This window comes from Aeromonas sp. QDB17, from assembly GCF_027705305.1.
Lineage (GTDB): Bacteria > Pseudomonadota > Gammaproteobacteria > Enterobacterales > Aeromonadaceae > Aeromonas > Aeromonas caviae.
Genome location: NZ_JAPDBP010000014.1, coordinates 60,329 through 80,672, shown reverse-complemented (window position 1 = coordinate 80,672; position 20,344 = coordinate 60,329). Strand labels below are relative to the sequence as shown.

The following is a 20,344-nucleotide window of genomic DNA, read 5'->3' as shown; positions in this document are numbered from 1 at the left end:
TTGGTCCCGGTGCAGCCCCAGCACGATCAGCAGCCCGATGAAATAGAAGGCGCTGAGCTTGATGCCGAGAATGGTGAGCAGGCCGGCGCACAGACGCACCAGGGCCTTGTGCAGTCAGGATCCTGTGAAGCGGTACATGATCACTCCACCGCGTCGGCTGGCGCGAATTCCGGCACCTTGGCCATGGCGTCCAGCACCACTTGAATGTCGGCCCCCGGCTTGCAGGCATTCTCGCTCAGATGGCGACGCCAGGCGCGCGCGCCCTGCATGTTCTGGAACAACCCCAGCATGTGGCGGGTCATGTGGGAGAGGTAGTTGCCCTTGGCCAGCTCTTGTTCGATATAAGGCAGCATCATCCGCACCACCTCGTGGCGGCTTGGCACGGCACGGTTCTCGCCGAACACCAGATTGTCCACCTGGGCCAGAATGTAGGGGTTCTGGTAGGCTTCGCGGCCCATCATGACCCCGTCGAGGTGCTGCAGATGTTCAAGAGTCTGCTCCAGACTGGTCACCCCGCCGTTGATGGCAATGGTCAGATCCGGGTAATCCTGCTTGACCCGGTAGACGCGAGGATAATCGAGGGGCGGGATCTCGCGGTTCTCTTTCGGACTCAGACCGCTCAGCCAGGCCTTGCGGGCATGGACGATGAAGGTATCGCAACCGGCGTCCCGTACCTGCTCGATGAAGGCCTGCAAGAACTCGTAGGAGTCTTGCTCGTCGATGCCGATACGGGTCTTCACGGTGACCGGAATGTCGACTACGTCGCGCATCGCCTTGACGCAATCAGCCACCAGCGCGGGTTCGCCCATGAGGCAGGCGCCGAAGCGGCCGTTTTGCACCCGATCGGAAGGGCAGCCGACGTTGAGGTTGACCTCGTCATACCCGCGCTCCTCGGCGAGCCTGGCGCAGCGGGCCAGGTCTGCCGGGTTGCTGCCACCCAGTTGCAGGGCGAGAGGGTGTTCCTGCTCGCTGTAACCCAGATAGTCGCCCTTGCCGTGGATGATGGCGCCCGTGGTCACCATCTCGGTATAGAGCAGGGTCTGGCGGGTCATCAGACGGTGGAAATAACGGCAATGCCGATCGGTCCAGTCCAGCATGGGGGCGATGGAAAAGCGCTGCGCCTGCATAAAAATCATCCGGGTTGGCCAAACAAGGGGCGGGATTCTATCACAACGTGAGACAGCCCCAGAAAATGAATTTTGTCGCCGCGCACTGGGGGCCCTGTGATAGTATCCGGCTAATTGACAGGGTATCTGCGTGAACATGAATCAAGACCAACTTCTACAACGAGCGGAACGCCTCTGCGAGCAGCGCGGGATCCGTTTCACCCCGACACGGCGCCAGGTGCTCCGGCTGCTTGCCGCCCACGGCAATGCCATCAGTGCCTATGATTTGCTGGCCCAGTTGCAGCAGACCGAGGCTCATGCCAAACCGCCTACCGTCTATCGGGCGCTCGACTTCCTGCTCGAACAGGGCTTTGCCCACAAGGTGGAGTCGCTCAACGCCTTCATCTTCTGCTGCCACTTCGACCATGCCCACCCGATGCAACTGCTGATCTGCGATCGTTGCGGTGAGGTAGTGGAGCTGCACGATCCCGCCATCGACGGCGCCTTTTCCGAGCAGGCTCGTCAGCATGGTTTTACTATTACCAACAAGACCATAGAAGCCCATGGTCAATGTGCCCGCTGTTCCGTTACCGTAGGAAGTCAAGATGAAGGCTGATTTTGTAAACCCGTTCCTGCTCTCCCTGCTCAACGTGCTCTCCACCATGGCACAGCTGGAACTCAAACCGGGCGCGCCCAAGCGCAAGACGGACGAGCTGGCTCGGGGAGATGTCTCCGGCCTGATTGGCATGGTGGGTCCGCAGACCCGGGGTTCCCTCTCCATCAGCTTCGAGAAGGGGCTGGCATTGGAGATCATGCGTCGCATGCTGGGGGAGGCGCCGGCCACCATCAACGAGGAAGTGACCGACATGGTGGGCGAGATCACCAACATGGTGACGGGCGGCGCCAAACGCATGCTGGGGGAGAAGGGCTATGAGTTCGACATGGCGACCCCGGTCATCGTCTCCGGTCCCAATCACACCATCACTCACCGGGCGGACGGCGCCAAGATCATGATGCCGTTCGAATCGGAGTATGGCCGTGCCACCATCGAGATCTGCTTCGAGTAATCGCCATGTGGAAGATGCTGAAATGGAGTGTCATCGGTGGGGTGGTGCTGCTTATCCTGTCGGATATCGAGATCAGCACCTCTCTCTACAAGTACGAAGACAACCGCGTGGAGATCAACTTCCCGCGCTGGCAGGCTGACCAGCCCTGGGGCACCCTGCGCTGGCATGCGGGCCGGTTTGAGCATCACTGGTACGGTCTTGCAGGCAAACCCAAGCCAGCAACCGTACTCTGAGGAGCGCTCTCCACAACGGATGGACCAGATTGCACCAACAAAAAAAGAGGCCAGCGAATGCTGGCCTCTTTATTGGGTCAAGATCTGTTATCAGGCCGCTTCTGCAGCCAGCTTGCCATTGCCACGCACCATGACACCGAGGCCACAGGCCAGCAGGGTCGGCAGCAACCAGGCCAGGCCCTTGTCAAACAGCGGCAGGAAGGCGAAAGCATCCATCTTCATGCCGGCGGCGCCCAGGCCGTCCAGACAGCCGAACAGGAAGGCGACCAGCAGCACGGAGCGGAACACCAGGCGGGGGCGACCGAAGTAACCCTTCAGGAAGGTGACCAGCACCAGCGCCACGGCAACCGGGTAGATGGCGACCAGCACCGGAATGGAGAGGCTGATGAGCTGGCTCAGGCCCACGTTGGCCACGACGCCGCAGATGACACCCAGCAGCACGACCAGCTTCTTGTAGCTCATGCCGGTCAAGTTGTGGAAGAAGTCGGAGCAGGCGGAGATGAGGCCGACGGCCGTGGTGAAGCAGGCCAGGGTGATGATGGCAGCCAGGATGAACTGACCCGGTTGGCCGAACAGGCTCAGCACGTAGGCGTTGACGATGGCACCGCCGTTGCTCACGTCTGTGGCGACGCCGGCAGCGGTGTTGCCCAGCTGGAACAGGGAGACATAGACCACGGAGAGACCGATGGCGGAGATGATGCCCGCGATGGCCAGGTACTTGAACTGGCTCTGGTAGTCATGGATGCCTTTCTGGCGCAGCAGGTCGACTATCAGGGCGCCGAACATCAGGGACGCCAGGGTGTCCATAGTGTTGTAGCCTTCCAGAATGCCCTTCACGAAGGGGGTGCTCTGATAGTCACCGGATGCGGCAGGCATGCTTCCTTGCGGTGCGACGAAGACACCGATGGCCAGGGTCAGCAGCAGCAGCATCAGCAGCGGGGTCAGGTACTTGCCGATGGCATCCATCAGCTTGCCCTGGTTCAGGGAGACCAGGATGGCCACGCCAAAGAACAGTACTGTGTAGGCAGCCAGACCGGATGGTCCCATGTCGCCAAGGAAGGGCTTGAGGCCCATCTCGTAGGCCACCAGGCCGGTACGGGGGGCGGCGAAGGCCGGGCCGATGATGATGTAGATGGCGACGGCCAGTGCGGTGGCCACGCCGGTCGGCAGCAGCTTGGTCATGCCGGCCCAGCCGTTGCCAGCCTTGGCGACGGCGATGATGGTGATGAGGGGCAGGCCCACGGCGGTGACCAGGAAGCCCAGCATGGCCAGGGAGAGGTGCTCACCCGCCATGAAGCCGGCCAGGGGCGGGAAGATGATGTTGCCTGCGCCCAGATAGAACGCAAAGGTCATGAAGCCCAATCCGAGTACATCGGACAATGTGAGTGATTTCGTCAAGTTCAACCTCGTCTGTCTTGTAAACTATTGCTTGTTATAGTTTTTTATTTGTCAGTGACCGGCACTTTCCGGGGGTAAAAAAAAGAGCCCCGCTGGTTTTTTCATCGCGACCAGTGGTTTGAACTGGTCTTGAGCGGGCGCTCATTTAGCAGTCAGCATAATGATGTGAAAAAATAGTTCAAGGCAAAATTTACATCTTCAAATAGAAGGGGCTGGTTAGTTGGATATATCTGTCGGAATAGCCTCCTGTGGCAGAATGGATCACAATTTCACCCCTCTCACACTTGTTTAATCCTCTGCCAAGCAGCAATAAAACACGATTTGCCTCTTTCCCCTCTCTGGTAGTAACAGCCAAATAACAACGCTCATACAGATCATAACTCGACGAAATGCATAAAATTTCATCCGCCATCGCCGTGGGCAGCACCAGGGCCAGTTGCCCGGTACGGCTCAGCAGGCGATCGCTGGCGGCCAGCAATCCCCTGGGGGCGAGCCCCCCGGTATGACGGGCCAGAGCCCTGGCCGGATCGCGGAGTGTCTGGCCTGCCGGGAAATAGGGCGGGTTGGAGACGATGAGATCGTAAGGGGGGGCGAGGTGATCCTGAATGGCGCTCTCTATGATGGTGACCCGCTCACGCCAGGGGGAGGCCGCCACATTCTCCTGGGCCTGCATGGCTGCATCCTTATCCAGCTCCACCCCGTCTATGTGGCAGTCGTTCGTGCTGCGCTGGGCCAGCATCAGGGCGATGAGGCCGCTGCCGGTGCCGATGTCCAGCACCCGACGGGCGTTGTCGACCGGCGCCCAGGCTCCCAGCAAAATGCCGTCCGTACCGACCTTCATGGCGCAGCGGTCGTGATCGATGTGAAATTGCTTGAACGTGAAACCGTTGTTGCGCCCCATTCGGCCCTCCTCCTGTGCCTGCCCGCGGAAAATGGCCGGCGATTATAGCGGCTAAGCCACAGTCACCATAGGAGCCGGCGGCATAATCGCCTATAATCTGCCGCTTCCTTAATGACCGAGTATTGCCATGAGCCAGTCCTTTGATGATTTCGACCTGAATCCAGCCCTCAGTCGGGCCTTGGCCGAGATGGGATTCACCCGCCCCACCACCATCCAGCAGATGGTGCTGGAGCCAGCCCTGGACGGCCGCGATATTCTGGCCTCTGCGCCGACCGGAACCGGCAAGACCGCCGCCTTCCTGCTTCCCGCGATGCAGCACCTGCTGGACTTCCCGCGTCGCAAGCCGGGTCCGTGCCGCATGTTGATCCTGACTCCGACCCGCGAGCTCGCGCTGCAGGTGAGTGCTCACGCCAAGGCCCTGGCGGTACACACCCATCTCAGCATCGAGACCATCATCGGTGGCGTCAGCCATGAAGAGCAGCTGCCTGCCCTGACCAAGACCACCGACATCGTGGTGGCCACCCCAGGCCGTCTGCTCGAGTACATCGAGAAAGAGGAGTTCGAGAGCCACGACATCGAGGTGCTGGTGCTGGATGAAGCGGACCGGATGCTGGACATGGGCTTCATCAAGGACGTGAACCGCATCGTGGAAGAGGCGCGCTACCGCAAACACACCATGCTCTTCTCCGCCACCCTGGAAGGGGCCGGCCTCGAGAAGTTTGCGAGCGAGATCCTCAAAGACCCGGTTGAGCTGCACGCCGAGCCGCCCCGCAGCGAGCGCCGCCCCATCACCCAGTGGGTCCACCTGGCCGATGATGCCGCCCACAAGCTGGCTCTGCTGGTGCACATCCTGAAAAACCCGGAGACCCAGAAGGCCATCATCTTCGTCAAGACCCGTGAGCGACTGGCGGAGCTTTCCGGCCAGTTGCAGGCGGCAGGCGTGCCCTGCGCCTGGATCCGTGGCGAGATGGAGCAGGCCAAGCGCATCGAGTCTATCCGCAAGTTCCACGAAGGGGAGGTGCCCTTCCTCATCGCCACCGACGTGGCCGCCCGCGGCATCGATCTGCCGAACGTCAGCCATGTCATCAACTACGACATGCCCTACGGCGCGGATGTCTATGTGCACCGCATCGGTCGTACCGGCCGTGCCGGCAACCGTGGCTGCGCCATCAGCCTGGTGGAAGCCCACGACATGGCCATGGTCGCCAAGATCGAACGCTACACCGAGGAGCGCCTCAAGCGCCGGGTGATCGATGAGCTGCGCCCCAGACACAAGGAAGCGCGGGTGCCGGTGAAGAAGAAAAAGCCGAAGGATGCCAAGAAGTCGGCAAAGAAGAAAAAGAAGTAATGCCCCCGAGCACAGTTGAAACGGCCATCCCAGGATGGCCGTTTTGCTGTCTGCTGCCTGGGGAGTGGCCTGAGAGAGGCGCAGAAAAAAGCCGACGCAAGGACGTCGGCCAACAAAAAGTGCTTACAACAGAGGATTCACAGAGTCAGACCCGAGGATCTCCGACTTGGTTCCCTTGAATGTGTAATTAATTTTCAGCGCGCTTGAACATCAGGGTATTGGCGTCGGACTCTTCCGGTACAAAGTAGTAGCCGTCGGCATTGAAACCGGTCAGCTGTTCCACCCGGGTGAGCCGATGCTTGATGATGTGGCGTGCCATCATGCCGCGGGCCTTCTTGGCGTAGAAGCTGATGATCTTGAACTGGCCGTTCTTCTCGTCCTTGAACACCGGTGTGATGATGCGCCCCTGCAGGGCTTTCGGGCGCACCGACTTGAAATACTCGTCGGAGGCGAGGTTGATCAGCACGTCGTCCCCCTGGGCCGCCAGCGCCTTGTTCAGGTGCTCAGTAATGATGTCGCCCCAGAACTGGTAGAGGTCCTTGCCGCGCGGGTTGTCGAGGCGGATCCCCATCTCCAGGCGGTAGGGCATCATGAGGTCAAGCGGCCGCAGCACGCCATAAAGGCCGGAGAGCATGCGCAGGTGGGCCTGGGCGAAGTCGAGATCGGCCTCGCTGAAATCTTCTACGGCCAGACCGGTGTAGACGTCCCCCTTGAAGGCCAGCAGCGCCTGGCGGGCGTTGGCCGGCGTGAAGTCAGGCTGCCACTCGGCAAAGCGGGCGGCGTTGAGGCCGGCGAGCTTGTCGCTGATCTTCATCAGGCTGGCGATCTGGTCCGGGCTCAGTTGACGAGCCCGGGTGATCAGTGCTGCGGAGTGGTCCAGCAGTTCGGGTTGGGTGAAACGGGAGGTCACCAGGGGTGACTCGTAATCCAGCGTCTTGGCCGGGGAAACCACAATCAGCATAACTGTCCTTTACTAGCGGTGACGCACACCCCTCATTCATCCAGGGTCACGTTGTCGAGAGTGCCTGCGCCCAGCTGCTCGTGACCCGACAGCTTGATGAGCAGTCGCAGGTCGTTGGCGGAGTCGGCATGGGCAAGGGCCTCACTGTAGCCAATTTGGCCGGCGCAGAACAGGGTGAACAGCGCCTGATCGAAGGTCTGCATGCCGAGCTCGCCGGATTTGGTCATCACCTCCTTGAGTCTGTGCATCTCTCCCTTGCGGATGATGTCGGTGACGAGCGGGGTGTTGAGCAGGATCTCGAAGGCGGCGACCCGGCGCTGCCCATGAGCGGAGGGGAGCAGCTGCTGGGCGACGATGGCGCGCAGGTTGAAGGAGAGATCGAACAGGAACTGGCGGTGCTTCTCCTGGGGGACCAGATGCAGGATGCGATCCAGCGCCTGGTTGGCATTGTTGGCGTGCAAGGTGGCGAGGCAGAGGTGCCCCGTCTCGGCGAACTGGATGGCGAACTCCATGGTCTCCTGGGAGCGGATTTCACCGATGAGGATGACATCCGGGGCCTGGCACAGGGAGTTTTTGAGGGCGACATCGAAGGATGCGGTGTCGATCCCCACCTCCCGCTGGGTCACCAAGCAGCGATCGTGCTGATGGACGAACTCCACCGGATCCTCCACCGTCAGGATGTGGCCGTCACCGTGCTGGTTGCGAAAGCCGATCATGGCCGCCTGGGTGGTGGACTTGCCGGCGCCAGTGGCGCCGACGAAGAGCACCAGCCCGCGTTTGGCCATGGCGACCTCCTGCAGGATGGGGGGCAGCACCAGCTCGTCAAAGGTGGGGATGCGGGTCTCGATGCGGCGCAGCACCATGCCTGGCATATCCTGTTGCCAGAAGGCGCTGACCCGAAAGCGCCCCAGCGAGCCTCGCTGGATGGCGTAGTTGGCCTCGCGGGTGTGCAGGAAGCGCTCGAAGTGGGTCTCGTCCAGGCTCTCCCTGATCAACGCCAGCGCCGTCGTCTTGTCGAGGGGAGCCGGCCCGAGCGACACCAGACGCCCGTTGACCTTGAGGGTCGGGGGGGCATCGACCGTGATGAAGAGATCCGAGCCCTTTTGTTCAACCAGTGCGGCGAGCAGAACATCCATGTTCATGGCGACTCCTTGGGTGTGCAAGCTTAAATGGTATTGGGATCGACCGCCTTGGCCTTGGCATCAAGGGAGGCGACGACCCCCCGGTTGACCAGCTGCTTGAGGCTCTGGTCCATGGTCTGCATGCCGTGGGTCATCCCGGTCTGGATGACGGAATAGAGCTGGGCCACCTTGTCTTCCCGGATGAGGTTTCGCACCGCCGGGATCCCCAGCATGATCTCGTGGGCCGCCACCCGGCCGCCACCGATACGCTTGAGCAGGGTCTGGGAGATGACCGCCCGCAGGGATTCGGAGAGCATGGATCGCACCATGTCCTTCTCCGAGCCGGGGAAGACGTCGATGATACGGTCGATGGTCTTGGCAGCCGAGGAGGTGTGCAGGGTGCCAAACACCAGGTGACCGGTTTCGGCGGCGGTCATGGCGAGGCGGATGGTTTCGAGGTCCCGCATTTCACCTACCAGGATGATATCCGGGTCTTCCCGCAGGGCCGACCGCAGGGCGTTGCTGAAGCTCTTGGTGTCGCGGTGTACTTCCCGCTGGTTCACCAGGCAGCGCTTGTTCTCGTGCACGAATTCGATGGGGTCCTCGATGGTGAGGATGTGGTGGTGGAAGTTGTCATTGATGTAATCGACCATGGCGGCCAGGGTGGTGGATTTGCCCGAGCCGGTGGGCCCAGTCACCAGTACCAGGCCGCGAGGGTACTCCGCTATCTTGCGAAATATCTCCGGCGCCCCCAGATCGTCCAGGGTCAGAACGGTGCTCGGGATGGTACGAAACACGGCGCCCGAGCCGCGCGCTTGCTGGAAGGCGTTGACCCGAAAGCGTGCCATGCCGGGCACTTCGAAGGAGAAGTCCACTTCGAAGTTCTCCTCCAGCTCCTTGCGCTGGTGGTCATTCATGATGTCGTAAATGAGAGCATGGACTTCCCGGTGATCCAGGGCGGGCAAATTGATCTTGCGAACCTCCCCATCAACCCTGATCATCGGGGGGACCCCGGCCGAGAGGTGTAGATCCGAGGCCTTATGCTTTACACTGAATGCCAATAACTCTGTGATATCCATAGATTTGTTATTCTCCCATCACAAGATTACGAACGAAATATGAGCCAGATTGCCCAGCACCTGCTTCAGGTAAAGGAACGTATTGTAGAGGCTGCCCGGCGTGTTGGCCGCAGCCCAGATCACATCCAGTTGCTTGCTGTCAGTAAAACCAAGCCGCTGGGGGACATTCAGGCTGCCTATGCCGCCGGCCAGCGGCGCTTTGGCGAATCCTACGCCCAGGAGGCCGCGCTCAAGATTGATGCCTTGCGCGAACAGAACGCCTGTACAGACATAGAGTGGCACTTTATCGGCCCGCTGCAATCGAACAAGTCCAAGCTGGTGGCGGAGCGGTTCGACTGGGTTCAAAGTGTCGATCGCGACAAGCTCATCGAACGCCTCAACAACCAGAGACCGAGTGGGCTCGCGCCGCTAAATATCTGTCTGCAAATCAATATTAGCGGAGAGAGCAGCAAATCCGGTACGTCGGAGCAAGAGATTTTCCGCCTGGCCTCCCTGGTGGCCCAAAGCGAGCGGCTGCGGCTGCGCGGCCTGATGGCCATCCCCGAGCATACCCGCGACGAGGGGGTGCTGGCGGCCCAGATGGCGCGCATGCAGGCTCTGTTCACCGAGCTTGCGCAACAATACCCGAGCGTCGACACCCTTTCGATGGGAATGACCGAGGATCTCGAGCCGGCCATTGCCCATGGCAGCACCATGGTGCGGGTCGGGACCGCCATCTTCGGGGCCCGTGACTATTCATGAGCAAGAGCCGGGGCGAGAAACACACCCGGTCGTGCTTTTTTCAGGTAAACAGGCGCGTGTGATGCTGTCAGCCTGCACAGGCTGGGTCGGCATCCGCTGCGATGTCAGTAACAGGAGTGTTTGATGCAGCAGAGAACCCTCGCCTTCATCGGGGCAGGCAACATGAGCCGCAGTATCATTGCCGGCCTCATCCAGGCGGGTTACCCGGCAGAGCGTATCATCGCCGCCAATCCCAGCCGCCCCAAGCTGGACGAACTGGCCAGCCAGTTCGGCATCCGTATCACCCAGGACAACGCCGAGGCGGCCCGGGAGGCCGAGGTGATCGTGCTGGCGGTCAAGCCCCAGCTGATGGCGGGCATGCTGAGCGCGCTGGTGGCCGAGCTTGGCTCGCTGGATGGCAAGTTGCTCATCTCCATCGCTGCCGGCATTCGCGTCGCGCGCTTGCAGGAGATGGCAGGCGGTCACGATCGCATCATTCGCACCATGCCCAACACCCCCTCCTTGCTGGGGCTGGGGATGACCGGGCTCTATGCACCGCCCGCCATCGGGCAGGCCGATAGGGCGGTGGCCGAACAGATGATGCAATCCGTGGGCAAGACCCTCTGGGTGGAGCAGGAGGCCGGCATCAACGGCGTCATTGCGGCGGCGGGCAGTGCCCCGGCCTACTTCTTCCTGTTCATGCAGGCGATTGCCGAGGAGGCCGAGGCCATGGGCTTTACGCCGGAGCAAGCCCGCCTGCTGGTGCAGCAAACCGCCCTGGGGGCGGCCGCCATGGTGGAGCAAAATCCCGAGCTGTCGCTGCAGACCCTGCGCGAGCAGGTGACCAGCAAGGGCGGGACCACGGCCGAGGCCGTCAAGACATTCCAGGAGCAGGGGCTGATGCCGCTGACCGCAAGAGCCATGCAGGCGGCCGTTACCCGGGCCGGCGAAATGGAAACCCTTTTCTGAATCCCTTTTAGCAAGGAGCCCGGATGAACACGGCTTACTTTTTGATTAACACTGTCTTTGATCTCTACCTCATGGTGGTGCTGCTGCGGGTCTGGCTGCAGTGGGCGCGGGCCGACTTCTACAACCCGATGAGCCAGATGGTGGTCAAGCTGACCAACCCGCTGGTGGTGCCCCTGCGCCGCGTCATCCCGGGTTTTGGCGGGCTGGACATGGCCTCTGTGCTGCTGGCGCTGCTGATCGCCTTTGGCAAGTTGGTCCTGCTCAAGAGCATGAATGTGCTGCAGGCGGACTGGCTCACTCTCTGTCTGTTTGCGACGCTCACCGTGTTGAAGAAAGCGGGTTCCATGATCTTCTGGATCCTGCTTATCCGCGCCATCCTGAGCTGGGTCAGCCAGGGTCGCAACCCCATTGAATACGTGATGCACCAGCTCACTGAACCCTTCCTGGCCCCCATTCGCCGCATCCTGCCTGCACTGGGCGGGCTGGATCTCTCCGTGCTGGTCGCTTTCATCGCGCTGCAGGCCATCAACTACCTGATGGGGGATCTGTTCGGCCAGTTGTGGTGGATGATCTGATGCCCGCCGTCCTGCTGGAAGGGGACGAGCTGGTGTTGCATCTGATGATCCAGCCCAAGGCGAGCCGGGATCAGATCATCGGATTGCACGGTGACGAGTTGAAAGTGGCCATCACGGCACCGCCGGTGGATGGTCAGGCCAACAGTCACCTGATCAAGTACCTGGCCAAGCAGTGCAAGGTGGCCAAGGGGCAGGTTCGCATCCTGCGGGGGGAGCTGGGTCGGCACAAGACGGTCGCCATCGACGCGCCAAAGCAGATCCCCGCCGAGATTGCCGCTCTGCTCGATAATCAGGATTGATACGAGAGGGATGACATCATGAAAACAGCCTGGATGAGTTGCCTGCTGGCGCTCCTGATGACGCTGCCGCTGCGGGCTGAGCAGATGCAGGAGCTGGGCCCCTGGAAAGTGCACTACAGCGCGTTCAACTCCAGCTTCCTCACCCCCGAGGTAGCCAGGACCTATGGCCTGGAGCGCAGCCGCTATAACGGCATCGTCAATATCGCGGTGCAGAACAAGCAGGGGGTGGCACAGGCGGTGGGGATCAGCGGCGAAGCCCGCAATCTGACCGGCACCCTTCGCACCCTGAATTTTCAGGAGGTGAAAGAGGGGAATGCCATCTATTACCTGGCAGTCCTGCCCTATCGCAATGAGGACACCTACCAGTTCACCCTGAAGATCATGGGGGAGGGGCAGCAGCAGACGCTGACCTTCCAGCAGACCTTCTACGTCGACTAGATTGCAGGGTGAATGCAGATGCCCTGCCCCCACGGGGGCGGGGCATTTTTTTGCCCGGTGAACCTGTGCTCGACGTCAGTGGCTGGCCAGGGGATAGGTAAACAGGGCCAGGTGGGCGAAGTTGAACAGGAAGTGGAACAGGATGGCGATACTGAGGCGCCCGCTCAGTTGGAACGCCAGGCCATAGCAGGCCCCCGCCAGCGCGGCGAACAACACCAGCAACGGGCCACCGGCAAGATGGGCTGCGCCGAACAGCAGGCTGGCGACCAGGAGACCTGCCCAGGGCGTGCTTCGGCTTGCCACCCCTTGCTGGATGCATCCCCGGAACAGCGCTTCTTCCGCCACACAGGTGAACAGCAGGTTGTTGAATGCGAACAGCCACCACCAGTGGGGCAGTCCCGCTTCGGGTTTGAGGGCGCCCAGTTGCCAGGCGGTGATGAGCAGGGCCGCGAGCGGCAGGATGAGCAGGGCCAGCGGCCGCCAGCGCATCGTTCCACCCGGGCCGAGCAGGCCGGGGATGGCCAGCAGCAGGGCGAAGAAAATGAGCGGCTTGTCCAGATTGAGGTAGAGGGTGAAGGGCACGCTGGCCGGGCCCGCCTGTACCTTGTCGAGCACCCTGAGATTGTCAAAGCCGGGCACCAGATGCAGCGTCAGGGCGAGGGACCACAGCAGGACCAGCGTCAGTGCGACGCCGCGCCAGGGTGGGGGCAGGGTGGGGGTACGCCAGGCCAGCAGCAGACCGGCGAGGCTGACAAGAGCGGCGAGGGGCGCGAGTCGCTCAAGCCAGAAGGCGGTAAGCAGGGCAAGTCCCAACAGGAGCATGCCGGGCCTGGTCCGGCGGGCGAGGCAGCAGAGTACGGCGAGCCCCAGGACGAGCCAGATGAGGATATCGGGGAGTGGTAACATCGAGTCTCCTTGTATGAATGAAGGGCGCACCTTAACGATCCCCATGGTCTGGTTCAAGGAAAAGGGACTGGCCGGCAGAAGACGCGCAATGAAAAGCCGGAGCTGGGCTCCGGCTTGGGCGGCGGCAAGATGCCACCGAGAGAGGCGATGGCCTTCCCGTATCAGCGACCGGACTCGGCGATGACCCGGGCGATGATGTCGGCGCGTTTGCTGGCTTCCAGCTCGCCCAGGGCGATGAGACCGGCCTTGAAGATGACGTTCTTCGGCAGACTGACGTCATCCAGAGTGGTGATGGCCTCGACGTGCATGCCGTTCAGGCGGCTGGCATCGCGCGGGCTCAGGTTGACCTGGGTGTTCAGCACCTGCTTGCCCTTCTTCTTGGGCTGGGCGGGTTTCTTCGGTTGATCCAGCTCGTCTTCCGGCAGTTCGTCATCAAAATCGTAAATGGACATAGTCAATCCTGTTGGGTTGCAAGGGGCATGCTCGCCCGAATGGGGGTAATCAGCCCATATCCTCGTTGCGGATAAAGGCGCGCCAGGAGCCGAGTACCTGGGCAAAATCTTCCAGCCCGCACATGGCCAGCTGTTCATCATCGTAGTAGGCGAGATCGTCGAGATCCTCGTCCTGCTCGATATTGAGGACATTGGCCTTCACCTCGGCTTCCTCGTGGGTCAGCAGCAGGGAGTAGTCGCCCCCCAGCAGCCGGTATTCGGTGCGGGCCCGGCTGGAGAGCTGGTCGATGATGGCGAACAGCTCGTCGAGCTTCTCCTCGTCCTTGCCCACCTCGTCGATCAACCACTGGCCGATGGCTTCATGGCCCATGGAGAACCGGGCGCGATAGCCACCGAACGGGTCGCGGCGAAATTCATAATCCATAGCGGAGTCCATATCGGAGGGTGAAACCACCACGGCACAAAGCGGCATGATGCCGGATCCTTGATCCATGGTGGGGCACTGATAGCGTAAAGTGGCCTATTCTAGCGATCCCCCCCGCGCTTGTCTTGATGATGTGGGATCTTTAACGGGTGATCCCGGTGATGGCGCACGCCGGGGACCCTGTCAACGAATGGTATGGAGAGGCAATGCAGCTCAACGACGCGCTCGCGCATCAGATAGTCAGCCGGGCGATGAAGATCCTCTCGTTCTCGGTCAACGTCATGGATGAGCGGGGACTCATCATTGCGTCCGGCAATCCGGAGCGGCTGCACCAGCGCCACGAGGGGGCCGTGCTGGCCCTGACCGAGAACCGGGTGGTGGAGATAAGCGAGGCCACCGCCCGGGAGCTCAAGGGGGTGAGGCCCGGCATCAACCTGCCCATCGCCTATCAGGGGGAGCTGCTCGGTGTCATCGGCATCTCTGGGGATCCGGACATCGTGCGTGCTTACGCCGAGCTGGTGCGCATGACCGCCGAGCTCATCCTGGAACAGGCGGCGCTCACCGAGCAGTTGCAGTGGGACAAGCGCCACAAGGAGGAGCTGGTGTTGCAGCTCATTCGCGGCGAAGGGCGGGCCGATCAACTGCAACAGGTGGCCCGCTTCCTCGAGCTGGATCTCGCCCAGCCCCGGGTGGTGGCCGTGCTGGCGCTGGAGGAGGCCGAGCCCGCCCAGGTGAGGGAGCTGGTTCACCTGCTGGAAAACCCGGAGCGGGACAACCTGGTGGCCATCAACGGCCTGGACGAGATAGTGGTGCTTAAACCCGCCCAGCTCAGCGACGGCGTCTGGCAGTCGGCGCAGGAGCGCAGCCGGATCCGGCAGCTGCTCTCCCGTATTCCCCATTTCAAGGTTCGCATCGGGGTGGGTGATTACTTCGCCGGCATCCCCGGGCTGGCGCTCTCCTACCAGACGGCGCGAGACACCTTGCGCCGTGGCATGCGCCAGTCGCCCCGCAAGCAGGTCTATTTCTTCGAGGATTACCGGCTTTCAGTGCTGCTCGGCACCCTGGCGGACTCCTGGCAGGCGGATCAGCTGCGGGCTCCGCTGCAAAAGCTGGCGCAGGAGGACACAAAGGGAACGCTGCAAAAGACGCTGCGCCAATATTTCTTGCAGGATTGTGATCTGCATCCCTGTGCCGAAGCCCTGTTCATTCACCCCAACACCCTGCGTTATCGATTGACCCGGATAGAGCAGATAACCGGCTTGAATTTCAACAAGTTAGATGACAAGTTTCTGCTCTATCTCGGGCTCAGTCTCGATAGCTGATTTGTCTTTTCCAACAAAAATACAAGGCCGGTAAATGCTTTTTTTGGTTTTATGGCCAAAGCATTCCAGGCGGGGATCCCCATAATGGCGCCACTCATTACAACAACAAGGTGCCCGTCATGATCCCTGTATCCGCGCTCGGCGCGCTCGCCGCGCTCTCCATCGCCATCTTCCTGATCCTGAAGAAGGTGCCGCCCGCTTACGGCATGATCGTCGGTGCCCTGGCCGGCGGCCTGATCGGCGGCGCCGATCTGACCCAGACCGTCGCCCTGATGATCGGCGGCGCTCAGGGGATCACCACGGCGGTAATGCGGATCCTGGCGGCGGGCGTGCTGGCCGGCGTGCTGATCGAATCGGGTGCCGCCACCACCATCGCCGAGACCATCGTCAAGAAGCTGGGCGAGACCCGCGCCCTGCTGGCACTGGCGCTGGCGACCCTGATCCTGACCGCGGTCGGCGTGTTCGTGGACGTGGCCGTCATCACGGTCGCCCCCATCGCGCTGGCCATCGCCCGCCGTGCCGACCTCTCCAAGGCGGCCATCCTGCTGGCGATGATCGGCGGCGGCAAGGCGGGCAACGTCATGTCTCCCAACCCCAACGCCATCGCGGCAGCCGATGCCTTCCACCTGCCGCTCACCTCGGTGATGGCGGCCGGCATCATCCCGGGCCTGTTCGGGCTGGTGATGGCCTACTGGCTGGCCAGGCGCCTCAACAACAAGGGCAGCAAGGTCGCCGCCGACGAGGTGGTTAGCTTCAATGGCAGCAAGCTGCCGGGCTTTGCCGCCGCCATCAGCGCGCCGCTGGTGGCCATCCTGCTGCTGGCCCTGCGCCCCATCGCCGGCATCGTGGTGGATCCGCTCATTGCACTGCCCCTCGGCGGCCTGGTCGGCGCCCTGATGATGGGCAAGTTCAGCAAGGTGAACCAGTTTGCGGTCTCGGGTCTTGCCCGCATGGCGCCGGTGGCCATCATGCTGCTGGGTACCGGTACCCTGGCGGGTATTATCGCCAACTCCGGTCTCAAGGATGTGCTGATCAGCGGCCTGACCGCCTCCGGCCTGCCCTCCTACCTGCTGGCTCCCATCTCCGGTGCCTTGATGTCGCTGGCGACCGCCTCGACCACCGCCGGTACCGTGGTGGCCTCCAACGTGTTCAGCTCCACCCTGATAGAGCTCGGCATCAGCAGCCTGGCGGGGGCCGCCATGATCCACGCCGGTGCTACCGTGTTTGACCACATGCCCCACGGCTCCTTCTTCCATGCCACCGGTGGCAGCGTCCACATGGGCGTGGGTGAGCGGCTCAAGCTCATCCCCTACGAAACCGCGGTCGGTCTGACCATTGCCGCCGTCTCCACCCTGATGTTTGGCGTGTTTGGCCTCGCCTAAGGAATTGATATGAAAATTGTTATCGCCCCCGATTCATTCAAGGAGAGCCTCAGCGCCATGGCGGTGGCCGATGCCATCGAGGCCGGCTTCAAGCAGGTGTTGCCGTATGCCACCTACGTCAAATTGCCGATGGCCGATGGCGGCGAGGGGACGGTGCAGTCCCTGGTGGACGCCACCGGTGGCCGCATTCTGCCCTTCTATGTGACCGCTCCCCTTGGCAACAAGGTACAGGGCTTCGTCGGTCTGCTGGGGGATGGCGAGCGTGCGGTCATCGAGATGGCGGCGGCCTCCGGCCTGCATCTGGTGGCGCCTGAGCTGCGCAATCCGCTGCACACCTCGAGCAGCGGCACCGGCGAGCTGATCCTGGCGGCCCTCGACATGGGGGTGAAGCATCTGATCCTCGGCATCGGCGGCAGTGCCACCAATGACGGCGGTGCCGGCATGATCCAGGCGCTTGGTGGCAAGCTGCTCAAGCGCGACGGCACTCCCATCGCGCCGGGCGGCGCCGGTCTGGCCGAGCTGGCCACCATCGACCTGAGGGGGCTGGATTCGCGTCTCGCCAAGATCACCATCGAAGTGGCCTGCGACGTGGACAACCCGCTGTGCGGGCCGAAAGGGGCCTCCGCCGTGTTCGGTCCGCAGAAGGGGGCAACTCCCGAGATGGTGGCCGAGCTGGACGCCAACCTGGCCCACTACGCCGACTGCATCGAGCAGGCGCTTGGCAAGCAGGTGAAGGAGATTGCGGGGGCGGGCGCCGCCGGTGGCATGGGCGCGGCCCTGGTGGGTCTGCTCGGCGCCGAACTGAAACCCGGCATCCAGATCGTCATCGAGGCGCTGAAACTGGCCGAGGCGGTGGCCGACGCGGACCTGGTCATCACCGGTGAGGGACGCATCGATAGCCAGACCATCCACGGCAAGACGCCAATCGGTGTCGCACGCTGCGCCAAGCAGTTCGGCAAGCCGGTGATCGGCATTGCGGGCTGCCTGACCGACGACTACGGCGTGGTACACGAGCACGGGCTGGATGCGGTGTTCGCCGTGGTCAACCGTGCCATGTCGCTGCCGGAGGCGCTGGCCACCGCCACCACCAACCTGCAGCTCACGGCCCGCAACGTGGCGGCTCTCTACCTGCTGCGCAAATGACCCTCTCTCCTGGCCGATGCGGTGCATCGGCCTGACCCTGCCCCGTGCAGCAGAGTGAGCGGCCCGTCGTGGCACCTCTGACGCACTTGCCGATCCTTGGGTCGGCTTTTTTTATTATCCTGCTGTCTTTCATATGGTTTTTGTATTCTGACAAGGGGCTTTGCGGCATAGTGATCTCCCGACAGTGAGGGAGCCACGAGAAACAAGGCCCGCCTGAGGGAGGGCTTCCCATTCCGGGGGGCAATATGCGAGGTGCGAGCCATGATCCTGCTGACCCTGGGGGTGGTGTTGTTCACCCTGAGCCATCTTTACCCCTGTTTCGCGGCACAGCACCGCGCCCGTCTGCGGGATCGGCTGGGGGAGAACCGCTACAAGGGGCTCTTCTCGCTGCTGGTGTTCGTCGCCATCGGCTGCATCCTCGCAGGCTGGCGCAGTGCCAGCCCCATGCCCCTCTATTTTCTGCCTGTCTGGGGGCCCACCCTGGTGATGGGGATCATGCCGATCGCCCTTGTCCTGCTGTGCGCGGGGCAGGGGGCCAACCATTTCCGCCGTTGGCTGGTGCACCCCCAGCTGCTCGGGGTGCTGCTCTGGTCGGGGGCCCATCTGGCGGTAAACAGCGAGGCGCGCTCCCTGGTGCTGTTTGGCGGGCTCGGTCTCTGGGCACTCATCAGCATCGTCTGGATTTCGATGCGGGAGTGGGGCCGTCACCCCCGTGCCGCCGCCACCTGGCAGGGGACGGGGATCAGTCTGGGGGCGGGGCTGGCCCTCACGGCTCTGCTTATCTTCTGGGGACACGGCTGGCTGACCGGGATCCCCCTGCACTGATCCCTGAACCAGATTCCGGGGTCTTGCGTATGATGGACAAAACAATGGGAGTCACGTCGATGAAATGGTTCACCCTGCTGCTGATGCTCGGCTCGGGCGCGGTCTCCGCCGCCTGCCCCGATTACTTCAACGTGGAGATGCGGGAGCTCAACAGCACCCAGCGCCACAACCTCTGCCAGTTGACCGAGGGCAAGGTGGTGCTGGTGGTCAACACCGCCTCCTACTGCGGTTACAGCGGTCAGTTCCGGGATCTGGAAGCCCTCTATCAGGGCTACAAGGAGAAGGGACTGATGGTGTTGGGCTTCCCCTCCAACGATTTCTGGCAGGAGGCGGGCAACGAGAACAAAACCGCCGAGGTGTGCCGCCGGGACTACGGGGTGACCTTCCCCATGTTCAACCGGGTGGCGGTGCGGGGTTCGGATGCGGTGCCGCTGTTCAAGGGGCTGGCCGCGGCTGCCGACGGTGATGCGCCCAACTGGAACTTCCACAAGTACCTGGTCGGGCGGGACGGCAAGCTGATTGCGAGCTATGGCGCCAACCAGAATCCGTCGGATGATCCTCTCAAACAGCAGATCATCGATGCCTTGGGGCACTGACCCTACCCCATGGCGGGCCGCTCTGGAATAATGCGGCCCCGCCATCCACTCCGGTGACACCGTGCTGCAACGTCTTCCCCAAATGGTGATCTTCGATGCCCTGGTTCGTGAACAGGGCATCTCGGCGGCTGCGCGCCGCCTCGGGGTCTCCAAATCCCACATCAGCAAGCAGCTCGCCCTGCTGGAAACCGCGCTCGGCGCCCAGCTGGTACAGCGCACTACCCGCCGTTTCGGGCTCACCGAACTGGGTCTGGAGTATGCCCGCCACTGCCGCGCTCTGGTGGCGGTGGCGCTGGAGGCGGAATCCATGGTGGCGGAGCGCCGTGGCAAGGTGAGCGGCGTGCTCCATCTGGGGGTTGGTCAATCCTTCGGGCGGTTGCACGTGATCCCGCGCCTCAAGGCGTTTCAGGCACGTTATCCGGATCTGGAGCTGGAGGTGTCCCTGTTCGATCACCGCACCAATCTGGTGGATGAGGGGCTGGATCTCTGGATCACCACCTACGAGGACAAACCCGAGTCCCTGGTAGGGCAGCGACTGGCAGACATCGGTTTCGTGCTGGTGGCCTCGCCGGATTATCTGCTGAGTCACGGCACGCCACTGCACCCCAGGGATCTGGCCCATCACAATTGCATCACCTACCAGAGCCGGGAGCGGCGCTACCACGAGTGGTCATTTCGCCAGGGCAAGGAGCGCCAGACGGTGCAGGTGGCGGGCAACTATCGGGTGGATCTGGCGGAAGCGGTGCGGGACGCCGCCCTGGCCGGGCTCGGCATCGCCTATGTGGCCAACTACCTGCTGGACAAGGAGCTGCAATCTGGTCAGCTCATCCCTCTGCTGCCCCAGTGGCAACCGAACCAGAAGATGGCGGTGCACGCCGTCTATGCCAGGCGAGAGCATCTGGATCCCAAGATCCGGCTGTTCATCGACTTCCTCAAGGAGAGCTTCGGACCCGGGCCCTACTGGGCGCAGCGACTCGCACCCTGGCTCGGGGGGAAATTGTCCGGCACCGAGGAATAATCGTTTCCATACAAGAACACTGGCGTGAGTGCGGTTTCAAAGTTGTGTCAAATCAGTCAGT

At 62.3% G+C, this 20,344-nt stretch carries 24 protein-coding genes; 15 read left to right on the top strand and 9 right to left on the bottom strand.

Annotation, left to right across the window (positions count from 1 at the left end):
• Window positions 1-140 precede the first annotated feature (140 nt).
• The gene (gene dusA / locus OKC41_RS13140) at window positions 141-1,127 is read right to left on the bottom strand and encodes a tRNA dihydrouridine(20/20a) synthase DusA (RefSeq protein WP_010673041.1); all 987 of its coding nucleotides are present in this window, start codon (window positions 1,125-1,127) and stop codon (window positions 141-143) included.
• A gap of 136 nt (window positions 1,128-1,263) precedes the next feature.
• On the opposite strand from dusA, the gene zur reads away from it, so the two are divergent.
• From zur to OKC41_RS13125, 3 genes are read left to right on the top strand one after another with little or no spacing between them, the layout of a single operon-like run.
• A complete protein-coding gene (gene zur / locus OKC41_RS13135; protein ID WP_201895059.1) occupies window positions 1,264-1,722 on the top strand; it encodes a zinc uptake transcriptional repressor Zur in 459 nt (152 codons plus the stop codon).
• The gene (locus OKC41_RS13130; protein ID WP_010673043.1) at window positions 1,712-2,173 is read left to right on the top strand and encodes a chemotaxis protein CheX; all 462 of its coding nucleotides are present in this window, start codon (window positions 1,712-1,714) and stop codon (window positions 2,171-2,173) included. The genes zur and OKC41_RS13130 overlap by 11 nt, the downstream gene beginning before the upstream one ends.
• A gap of 5 nt (window positions 2,174-2,178) precedes the next feature.
• A complete protein-coding gene (locus tag OKC41_RS13125; RefSeq protein WP_039039956.1) occupies window positions 2,179-2,406 on the top strand; it encodes a hypothetical protein in 228 nt (75 codons plus the stop codon).
• 90 nt (window positions 2,407-2,496) lie between these two features.
• Here the strand turns inward: OKC41_RS13125 and brnQ are convergent, their stop codons facing one another.
• Entirely contained in the window at window positions 2,497-3,759 is a 1,263-nt protein-coding gene (brnQ, locus tag OKC41_RS13120) for a branched-chain amino acid transport system II carrier protein (RefSeq protein WP_048209269.1), read from the bottom strand.
• A gap of 235 nt (window positions 3,760-3,994) precedes the next feature.
• Window positions 3,995-4,705 (bottom strand): tRNA1(Val) (adenine(37)-N6)-methyltransferase, encoded by a 711-nt coding sequence (locus OKC41_RS13115; RefSeq protein WP_010673046.1) that lies wholly within the window; start codon window positions 4,703-4,705, stop codon window positions 3,995-3,997.
• 127 nt (window positions 4,706-4,832) lie between these two features.
• Here OKC41_RS13115 and srmB point away from each other — a divergent pair, with 127 nt between their 5' ends.
• A complete protein-coding gene (gene srmB / locus OKC41_RS13110; RefSeq protein ID WP_209793648.1) occupies window positions 4,833-6,053 on the top strand; it encodes an ATP-dependent RNA helicase SrmB in 1,221 nt (406 codons plus the stop codon).
• A 187-nt stretch (window positions 6,054-6,240) separates the two neighbouring features.
• Here the strand turns inward: srmB and yaaA are convergent, their stop codons facing one another.
• Genes yaaA through tapT form a run of 3 tightly spaced genes read right to left on the bottom strand, consistent with a single transcriptional unit; the run spans window position 6,241 to window position 9,214 of the window.
• Window positions 6,241-7,014: a peroxide stress protein YaaA gene (gene yaaA / locus OKC41_RS13105; RefSeq protein ID WP_053288104.1), complete on the bottom strand. Its 774-nt coding sequence runs from the start codon at window positions 7,012-7,014 to the stop codon at window positions 6,241-6,243.
• Window positions 7,015-7,046: 32 nt separating this feature from the next.
• On the bottom strand, window positions 7,047-8,156 hold the full coding sequence (locus tag OKC41_RS13100) for a PilT/PilU family type 4a pilus ATPase (protein ID WP_270672072.1): 1,110 nt from the start codon (window positions 8,154-8,156) through the stop codon (window positions 7,047-7,049).
• 23 nt (window positions 8,157-8,179) lie between these two features.
• Window positions 8,180-9,214 carry a type IVa pilus ATPase TapT gene (gene tapT / locus OKC41_RS13095; protein ID WP_010673050.1) on the bottom strand — a complete coding sequence of 345 codons (1,035 nt, stop codon included), beginning with the start codon at window positions 9,212-9,214 and terminating at the stop codon, window positions 8,180-8,182.
• 39 nt (window positions 9,215-9,253) lie between these two features.
• Here tapT and OKC41_RS13090 point away from each other — a divergent pair, with 39 nt between their 5' ends.
• The 5 genes from OKC41_RS13090 to OKC41_RS13070 all read left to right on the top strand — a co-directional run bounded on the left by OKC41_RS13090 (window position 9,254) and on the right by OKC41_RS13070 (window position 12,215).
• Entirely contained in the window at window positions 9,254-9,955 is a 702-nt protein-coding gene (locus OKC41_RS13090; RefSeq protein ID WP_042864460.1) for a YggS family pyridoxal phosphate-dependent enzyme, read from the top strand.
• Between the two features lie 123 nt (window positions 9,956-10,078).
• Entirely contained in the window at window positions 10,079-10,903 is an 825-nt protein-coding gene (gene proC / locus OKC41_RS13085; protein WP_201895054.1) for a pyrroline-5-carboxylate reductase, read from the top strand.
• Between the two features lie 23 nt (window positions 10,904-10,926).
• Window positions 10,927-11,478 (top strand): YggT family protein, encoded by a 552-nt coding sequence (locus tag OKC41_RS13080; protein WP_010673053.1) that lies wholly within the window; start codon window positions 10,927-10,929, stop codon window positions 11,476-11,478.
• Window positions 11,478-11,777 (top strand): DUF167 family protein YggU, encoded by a 300-nt coding sequence (gene yggU, locus OKC41_RS13075; RefSeq protein ID WP_041210939.1) that lies wholly within the window; start codon window positions 11,478-11,480, stop codon window positions 11,775-11,777. Before OKC41_RS13080 ends, yggU begins: the two co-directional genes overlap by 1 nt.
• An 18-nt stretch (window positions 11,778-11,795) precedes the next feature.
• On the top strand, window positions 11,796-12,215 hold the full coding sequence (locus tag OKC41_RS13070; protein ID WP_029313762.1) for a DUF4426 domain-containing protein: 420 nt from the start codon (window positions 11,796-11,798) through the stop codon (window positions 12,213-12,215).
• 75 nt (window positions 12,216-12,290) lie between these two features.
• On the opposite strand, the gene OKC41_RS13065 is transcribed toward OKC41_RS13070, so the two are convergent.
• From OKC41_RS13065 to OKC41_RS13055, 3 genes are all read right to left on the bottom strand, one after another.
• Window positions 12,291-13,121, bottom strand: coding sequence for a CPBP family intramembrane metalloprotease (locus OKC41_RS13065; RefSeq protein ID WP_270672071.1), 831 nt, complete (start codon window positions 13,119-13,121; stop codon window positions 12,291-12,293).
• Window positions 13,122-13,282: 161 nt separating this feature from the next.
• Window positions 13,283-13,573: a hypothetical protein gene (locus OKC41_RS13060; RefSeq protein WP_039039963.1), complete on the bottom strand. Its 291-nt coding sequence runs from the start codon at window positions 13,571-13,573 to the stop codon at window positions 13,283-13,285.
• A 49-nt stretch (window positions 13,574-13,622) separates the two neighbouring features.
• A complete protein-coding gene (locus OKC41_RS13055) occupies window positions 13,623-13,997 on the bottom strand; it encodes a YacL family protein (protein ID WP_039039964.1) in 375 nt (124 codons plus the stop codon).
• Window positions 13,998-14,203: 206 nt separating this feature from the next.
• On the opposite strand from OKC41_RS13055, the gene OKC41_RS13050 reads away from it, so the two are divergent.
• From OKC41_RS13050 to OKC41_RS13025, 6 genes are all read left to right on the top strand, one after another.
• Window positions 14,204-15,319 (top strand): sugar diacid recognition domain-containing protein, encoded by a 1,116-nt coding sequence (locus OKC41_RS13050; protein ID WP_039039965.1) that lies wholly within the window; start codon window positions 14,204-14,206, stop codon window positions 15,317-15,319.
• A gap of 119 nt (window positions 15,320-15,438) precedes the next feature.
• Window positions 15,439-16,701: a GntP family permease gene (locus tag OKC41_RS13045; RefSeq protein ID WP_201895052.1), complete on the top strand. Its 1,263-nt coding sequence runs from the start codon at window positions 15,439-15,441 to the stop codon at window positions 16,699-16,701.
• A 9-nt stretch (window positions 16,702-16,710) separates the two neighbouring features.
• Window positions 16,711-17,844 carry a glycerate kinase gene (locus tag OKC41_RS13040; RefSeq protein WP_270672070.1) on the top strand — a complete coding sequence of 378 codons (1,134 nt, stop codon included), beginning with the start codon at window positions 16,711-16,713 and terminating at the stop codon, window positions 17,842-17,844.
• A 261-nt stretch (window positions 17,845-18,105) separates the two neighbouring features.
• Window positions 18,106-18,669, top strand: a complete 564-nt coding sequence (locus tag OKC41_RS13035; protein ID WP_201895050.1) for an NnrU family protein — start codon at window positions 18,106-18,108, stop codon at window positions 18,667-18,669.
• 59 nt (window positions 18,670-18,728) lie between these two features.
• Complete coding sequence (locus OKC41_RS13030) at window positions 18,729-19,265, top strand: glutathione peroxidase (protein ID WP_010673063.1); 537 nt, start codon at window positions 18,729-18,731, stop codon at window positions 19,263-19,265.
• Between the two features lie 82 nt (window positions 19,266-19,347).
• Window positions 19,348-20,283: a LysR family transcriptional regulator gene (locus OKC41_RS13025; RefSeq protein ID WP_039039969.1), complete on the top strand. Its 936-nt coding sequence runs from the start codon at window positions 19,348-19,350 to the stop codon at window positions 20,281-20,283.
• The last annotated feature ends 61 nt before the right edge of the window (window positions 20,284-20,344 follow it).

Excerpts from the sequence above, each read along its gene's own strand:
- dusA (WP_010673041.1), bottom strand. The coding sequence starts at position 1,127 with ATGCAGGCGCAGCGCTTTTCCATCGCCCCCATGCTGGACTGGACCGAT.
- zur (WP_201895059.1), top strand. The coding sequence starts at position 1,264 with ATGAATCAAGACCAACTTCTACAACGAGCGGAACGCCTCTGCGAGCAG.
- OKC41_RS13130 (WP_010673043.1), top strand. The coding sequence starts at position 1,712 with ATGAAGGCTGATTTTGTAAACCCGTTCCTGCTCTCCCTGCTCAACGTG.
- OKC41_RS13125 (WP_039039956.1), top strand. The coding sequence starts at position 2,179 with ATGTGGAAGATGCTGAAATGGAGTGTCATCGGTGGGGTGGTGCTGCTT.
- brnQ (WP_048209269.1), bottom strand. The coding sequence starts at position 3,759 with ATGACCTTTGCGTTCTATCTGGGCGCAGGCAACATCATCTTCCCGCCC.
- OKC41_RS13115 (WP_010673046.1), bottom strand. The coding sequence starts at position 4,705 with ATGGGGCGCAACAACGGTTTCACGTTCAAGCAATTTCACATCGATCAC.
- srmB (WP_209793648.1), top strand. The coding sequence starts at position 4,833 with ATGAGCCAGTCCTTTGATGATTTCGACCTGAATCCAGCCCTCAGTCGG.
- yaaA (WP_053288104.1), bottom strand. The coding sequence starts at position 7,014 with ATGCTGATTGTGGTTTCCCCGGCCAAGACGCTGGATTACGAGTCACCC.
- OKC41_RS13100 (WP_270672072.1), bottom strand. The coding sequence starts at position 8,156 with ATGAACATGGATGTTCTGCTCGCCGCACTGGTTGAACAAAAGGGCTCG.
- tapT (WP_010673050.1), bottom strand. The coding sequence starts at position 9,214 with ATGGATATCACAGAGTTATTGGCATTCAGTGTAAAGCATAAGGCCTCG.
- OKC41_RS13090 (WP_042864460.1), top strand. The coding sequence starts at position 9,254 with ATGAGCCAGATTGCCCAGCACCTGCTTCAGGTAAAGGAACGTATTGTA.
- proC (WP_201895054.1), top strand. The coding sequence starts at position 10,079 with ATGCAGCAGAGAACCCTCGCCTTCATCGGGGCAGGCAACATGAGCCGC.
- OKC41_RS13080 (WP_010673053.1), top strand. The coding sequence starts at position 10,927 with ATGAACACGGCTTACTTTTTGATTAACACTGTCTTTGATCTCTACCTC.
- yggU (WP_041210939.1), top strand. The coding sequence starts at position 11,478 with ATGCCCGCCGTCCTGCTGGAAGGGGACGAGCTGGTGTTGCATCTGATG.
- OKC41_RS13070 (WP_029313762.1), top strand. The coding sequence starts at position 11,796 with ATGAAAACAGCCTGGATGAGTTGCCTGCTGGCGCTCCTGATGACGCTG.
- OKC41_RS13065 (WP_270672071.1), bottom strand. The coding sequence starts at position 13,121 with ATGTTACCACTCCCCGATATCCTCATCTGGCTCGTCCTGGGGCTCGCC.
- OKC41_RS13060 (WP_039039963.1), bottom strand. The coding sequence starts at position 13,573 with ATGTCCATTTACGATTTTGATGACGAACTGCCGGAAGACGAGCTGGAT.
- OKC41_RS13055 (WP_039039964.1), bottom strand. The coding sequence starts at position 13,997 with ATGGATTATGAATTTCGCCGCGACCCGTTCGGTGGCTATCGCGCCCGG.
- OKC41_RS13050 (WP_039039965.1), top strand. The coding sequence starts at position 14,204 with ATGCAGCTCAACGACGCGCTCGCGCATCAGATAGTCAGCCGGGCGATG.
- OKC41_RS13045 (WP_201895052.1), top strand. The coding sequence starts at position 15,439 with ATGATCCCTGTATCCGCGCTCGGCGCGCTCGCCGCGCTCTCCATCGCC.
- OKC41_RS13040 (WP_270672070.1), top strand. The coding sequence starts at position 16,711 with ATGAAAATTGTTATCGCCCCCGATTCATTCAAGGAGAGCCTCAGCGCC.
- OKC41_RS13035 (WP_201895050.1), top strand. The coding sequence starts at position 18,106 with ATGATCCTGCTGACCCTGGGGGTGGTGTTGTTCACCCTGAGCCATCTT.
- OKC41_RS13030 (WP_010673063.1), top strand. The coding sequence starts at position 18,729 with ATGAAATGGTTCACCCTGCTGCTGATGCTCGGCTCGGGCGCGGTCTCC.
- OKC41_RS13025 (WP_039039969.1), top strand. The coding sequence starts at position 19,348 with ATGGTGATCTTCGATGCCCTGGTTCGTGAACAGGGCATCTCGGCGGCT.